This is a genomic window from Variovorax pasteuri (genome assembly GCF_051216435.1).
GTDB lineage: Bacteria > Pseudomonadota > Gammaproteobacteria > Burkholderiales > Burkholderiaceae_C > Variovorax.
Genome location: NZ_JBPJZS010000019.1, coordinates 1 through 5,693 on the forward strand (window position 1 = coordinate 1; position 5,693 = coordinate 5,693).

Below are 5,693 nucleotides of genomic sequence, written 5' to 3' on the forward strand. Positions count from 1 at the left end.
GCTGACTGGGGTTTTCTGGGCTGTAAGAGCCTGACGATGACCTACTTTCACACGGGAACCCGCACTATCATCGGCGCTGAGTCGTTTCACTGTCCTGTTCGGGATGGGAAGGAGTGGTACCAACTCGCTATGGTCATCAGGCATAAAGGGTTGTTGTGCTGATCACGCGATCAACACAACAAATTCATAGAGTTTGGAATCAGCTTTTGGCGAATTATTTTGAATGCGTCAACTTGGCATAACACCTTGATCTGATTGATCAAAGTTATAGGGTCAAGCCTCACGAGCAATTAGTATCAGTTAGCTTAACGCATTACTGCGCTTCCACACCTGACCTATCAACGTCCTGGTCTTGAACGACTCTTCAGGGGGCTCAAGGCCCCGGCAGATCTCATCTTGAAACGAGTTTCCCGCTTAGATGCTTTCAGCGGTTATCTCTTCCACACTTAGCTACTCGGCAATGCCACTGGCGTGACAACCGATACACCAGAGGTGTGTCCACTCCGGTCCTCTCGTACTAGGAGCAGGCTTCCTCAAATCTGCAGCGCCCACGGAAGATAGGGACCAAACTGTCTCACGACGTTTTAAACCCAGCTCACGTACCTCTTTAAATGGCGAACAGCCATACCCTTGGGACCGGCTACAGCCCCAGGATGAGATGAGCCGACATCGAGGTGCCAAACACCGCCGTCGATATGAACTCTTGGGCGGTATCAGCCTGTTATCCCCAGAGTACCTTTTATCCGTTGAGCGATGGCCCTTCCATACAGAACCACCGGATCACTATGTCCTGCTTTCGCATCTGCTCGACTTGTCAGTCTCGCAGTTAAGCACGCTTATGCCATTGCACTATCGTCACGATGTCCGACCGTAACTAGCGTACCTTCGAACTCCTCCGTTACGCTTTGGGAGGAGACCGCCCCAGTCAAACTGCCTACCATGCACTGTCCCCGATCCAGATAATGGACCTAGGTTAGAACCTCAAACACACCAGGGTGGTATTTCAACGTTGGCTCCACAAGATCTAGCGACCCTGCTTCAAAGCCTCCCACCTATCCTACACAGATCTGTTCAAAGTCCAATACAAAGCTACAGTAAAGGTTCATGGGGTCTTTCCGTCTTTCCGCGGGGAGATTGCATCATCACAAACATTTCAACTTCGCTGAGTCTCAGGAGGAGACAGTGTGGCCATCGTTACGCCATTCGTGCAGGTCGGAACTTACCCGACAAGGAATTTCGCTACCTTAGGACCGTTATAGTTACGGCCGCCGTTTACTGGGACTTCAATCAAGAGCTTGCACCCCATCATTTAATCTTCCAGCACCGGGCAGGCGTCACACCCTATACGTCCACTTTCGTGTTTGCAGAGTGCTGTGTTTTTAATAAACAGTCGCAGCCACCGATTTTTTGCAACCCATTCATGCTTCGTTGTTCACTACACACTAATAGGGCACACCTTCTTCCGAAGTTACGGTGTCAATTTGCCGAGTTCCTTCTCCTGAGTTCTCTCAAGCGCCTTAGAATACTCATCTCGCGCACCAGTGTCGGTTTGCGGTACGGTCGTTGTTAGCTGAAGCTTAGTGGCTTTTCCTGGAACCTCGTTCAGTCACTTCACGGACAAGTCCGCTCGATCGTTGGCCTCGGTATATGTGCACCGGATTTGCCTAATGCACGCCTACATCCAACTAAACCAGAATAATCCAATAACTGGATGACCTATTAAGATCCGTCCCCACATCGCACTAACAATCGGTACAGGAATATTGACCTGTTTCCCATCAGCTACGCATCTCTGCCTCGCCTTAGGGGCCGACTCACTCTACGCCGATGAACGTTGCGTAGAAAACCTTGCGCTTACGGCGAGGGGGCTTTTCACCCCCTTTAACGCTACTCATGTCAGCATTCGCACTTCTGATACCTCCAGCACGCTTTACAACGCACCTTCACAGGCTTACAGAACGCTCTCCTACCACTTGCAATAAATTGCAAATCCGCAGCTTCGGTAACTGGCTTAGCCCCGTTACATCTTCCGCGCAGGACGACTCGATCAGTGAGCTATTACGCTTTCTTTAAATGATGGCTGCTTCTAAGCCAACATCCTGACTGTTTTAGCCTTCCCACTTCGTTTCCCACTTAGCCAATTTTAGGGACCTTAGCTGGCGGTCTGGGTTGTTTCCCTCTTGAGTCCGGACGTTAGCACCCGGTGCTCTGTCTCCCAAGCTGTACTCATCGGTATTCGGAGTTTGCCTTGGTTTGGTAAGTCGCCATGACCCCCTAGCCAAAACAGTGCTCTACCCCCGATGGTAATACTTGAGGCACTACCTAAATAGTTTTCGGAGAGAACCAGCTATTTCCAAGTTTGTTTAGCCTTTCACCCCTATCCACAGCTCATCCGCTAGTTTTGCAACACTAGTCGGTTCGGACCTCCAGTACCTGTTACGGCACCTTCATCCTGGCCATGGATAGATCACTTGGTTTCGGGTCTACACCCAGCGACTGATCGCCCTATTCGGACTCGATTTCTCTACGGCTTCCCTATTCGGTTAACCTTGCCACTGAATGTAAGTCGCTGACCCATTATACAAAAGGTACGCAGTCACCCCTTACGAGGCTCCTACTTTTTGTAAGCACGCGGTTTCAGGATCTATTTCACTCCCCTCCCGGGGTTCTTTTCGCCTTTCCCTCACGGTACTAGTTCACTATCGGTCAATGATGAGTATTTAGCCTTGGAGGATGGTCCCCCCATATTCAGACAGGATTTCTCGTGTCCCGCCCTACTTGTCGTTAGCTCAGTACCACACAGGTCATTTCACGTACGGGGCTATCACCCGCTATGGCCAGTCTTTCCAAACTGTTCCGTTATGTCTTGTGCTATCACTAACAGGCTCTTCCGATTTCGCTCGCCACTACTTTCGGAATCTCGGTTGATGTCTTTTCCTCGAGCTACTGAGATGTTTCAGTTCACCCGGTTCGCCTCGCATGACTATGTATTCATCATGCGATACCTTTGCAGGTGGGTTTCCCCATTCGGAAATCTCCGGATCAAAGCTAATTTGCCAGCTCCCCGAAGCTTATCGCAGGCTATCACGTCCTTCGTCGCCTATCATTGCCAAGGCATCCACCACGTGCTCTTATTCACTTGACCCTATAACTTTGACGTTTCTTTCGAAACACAAAATCATCTCAAGGAATATGTCAGGTCTTTCACCTGACGCGTTATGCCGTACATTCAAAATTCGATTTGACTCGAAATTGAAGTTTCTTTTGACGCAATCAAAAATTCTATGCTGCTGATGGCACGGTCTGCACTAAACCTTTACGAATGTGCAGTTTCCATCAGCAGCGCTGATTCGACTCTATGAATTTTTAAAGAACAGCCGATTGATCAAGAGATCCTGATCAACAACAAAGAAGCCTCATGCTCACGCACAAAGCCGCTTTGGTGTTGAATTGAATATACCGAATTATTGGTGGAGGATGACGGGATCGAACCGACGACCCCCTGCTTGCAAAGCAGGTGCTCTCCCAGCTGAGCTAATCCCCCAAAACTCTCACACGAGAAATCAGAAGATTTGGTGGGTCTAGTTGGGCTCGAACCAACGACCCCCGCCTTATCAAGACGGTGCTCTAACCAGCTGAGCTACAGACCCAATCGAAGACCAATGAAGATCTCGACTTCTTCCAACAACCGATAAGTGTGGGCGTTTAAATTAAATTGCTTGTTTCCAGAAAGGAGGTGATCCAGCCGCACCTTCCGATACGGCTACCTTGTTACGACTTCACCCCAGTCACGAACCCTGCCGTGGTAATCGCCCTCCTTGCGGTTAAGCTAACTACTTCTGGCAGAACCCGCTCCCATGGTGTGACGGGCGGTGTGTACAAGACCCGGGAACGTATTCACCGTGACATTCTGATCCACGATTACTAGCGATTCCGACTTCACGCAGTCGAGTTGCAGACTGCGATCCGGACTACGACTGGTTTTATGGGATTAGCTCCCCCTCGCGGGTTGGCAACCCTTTGTACCAGCCATTGTATGACGTGTGTAGCCCCACCTATAAGGGCCATGAGGACTTGACGTCATCCCCACCTTCCTCCGGTTTGTCACCGGCAGTCTCATTAGAGTGCCCAACTGAATGTAGCAACTAATGACAAGGGTTGCGCTCGTTGCGGGACTTAACCCAACATCTCACGACACGAGCTGACGACAGCCATGCAGCACCTGTGTTACGGTTCTCTTTCGAGCACTAAGCCATCTCTGGCGAATTCCGTACATGTCAAAGGTGGGTAAGGTTTTTCGCGTTGCATCGAATTAAACCACATCATCCACCGCTTGTGCGGGTCCCCGTCAATTCCTTTGAGTTTCAACCTTGCGGCCGTACTCCCCAGGCGGTCAACTTCACGCGTTAGCTTCGTTACTGAGTCAGTGAAGACCCAACAACCAGTTGACATCGTTTAGGGCGTGGACTACCAGGGTATCTAATCCTGTTTGCTCCCCACGCTTTCGTGCATGAGCGTCAGTACAGGTCCAGGGGATTGCCTTCGCCATCGGTGTTCCTCCGCATATCTACGCATTTCACTGCTACACGCGGAATTCCATCCCCCTCTACCGTACTCTAGCTATGCAGTCACAGATGCAGTTCCCAGGTTGAGCCCGGGGATTTCACAACTGTCTTACATAACCGCCTGCGCACGCTTTACGCCCAGTAATTCCGATTAACGCTTGCACCCTACGTATTACCGCGGCTGCTGGCACGTAGTTAGCCGGTGCTTATTCTTACGGTACCGTCATTAGCCCTCTTTATTAGAAAAGGCCGTTTCGTTCCGTACAAAAGCAGTTTACAACCCGAAGGCCTTCATCCTGCACGCGGCATGGCTGGATCAGGCTTTCGCCCATTGTCCAAAATTCCCCACTGCTGCCTCCCGTAGGAGTCTGGGCCGTGTCTCAGTCCCAGTGTGGCTGGTCGTCCTCTCAGACCAGCTACAGATCGAAGGCTTGGTGAGCCTTTACCTCACCAACTACCTAATCTGCCATCGGCCGCTCCATTCGCGCAAGGTCTTGCGATCCCCTGCTTTCATCCGTAGATCGTATGCGGTATTAGCACAGCTTTCGCTGCGTTATCCCCCACGATTGGGCACGTTCCGATGTATTACTCACCCGTTCGCCACTCGCCGCCAGGATTGCTCCCGCGCTGCCGTTCGACTTGCATGTGTAAGGCATGCCGCCAGCGTTCAATCTGAGCCAGGATCAAACTCTATAGTTCGATCTTGATTTTTGCGCCTGACCTCGCGGTCAAGCAAAACTCATAAAAAAAAGAATTAAAGTGAACTTCACTTCTATCTCATGAGCGTTTTTAAGTCTTGCGACTTGTTCCGAAGAACTTACGCAATTACCTTCAAACGCCCACGCTTATCGGCTGTAAATTTTTAACGATCACCGAAGCAACTTTGCGTTTACTTCGTTCAGCTCGCTGTGATCAGCGAAGCCTTGTAGTCTATCACGGTTTTCTAAGTACCGTCAAACTTTTTTCGCTTTCTTCATCTTCATCCAGCTCGCCACTTTCGCAACCAGCCGCCGAATCCGTTTCAGCGAAGCCTTCGATTATGCACCGACTTTTCAATCAGCGTCAACTTCGAAGAAGCTTTTTTCACCCAACCAACTCGCAATCAGCTCCGAAGAAACCCATCGCAAC

Annotated in this window: 2 tRNA genes and 3 rRNA genes; all 5 read right to left on the bottom strand. The window is 50.4% G+C overall.

The window, feature by feature from the left end:
- Positions 1–28 precede the first annotated feature (28 nt).
- Positions 29–141, bottom strand: a 5S ribosomal RNA gene (gene rrf / locus ACSFBM_RS33880).
- A gap of 128 nt (positions 142–269) precedes the next feature.
- Positions 270–3,145: ribosomal RNA gene (locus ACSFBM_RS33885) — 23S ribosomal RNA — on the bottom strand.
- A gap of 323 nt (positions 3,146–3,468) precedes the next feature.
- Positions 3,469–3,544 (bottom strand) — tRNA-Ala (locus ACSFBM_RS33890).
- A gap of 29 nt (positions 3,545–3,573) precedes the next feature.
- Positions 3,574–3,650, bottom strand: a tRNA-Ile gene (locus ACSFBM_RS33895).
- A gap of 79 nt (positions 3,651–3,729) precedes the next feature.
- Positions 3,730–5,264 (bottom strand): 16S ribosomal RNA (locus tag ACSFBM_RS33900).
- Together the 16S, 23S and 5S rRNA genes with 2 tRNA genes alongside form the textbook arrangement of a ribosomal RNA operon.
- Between the last annotated feature and the right edge of the window lie 429 nt (positions 5,265–5,693).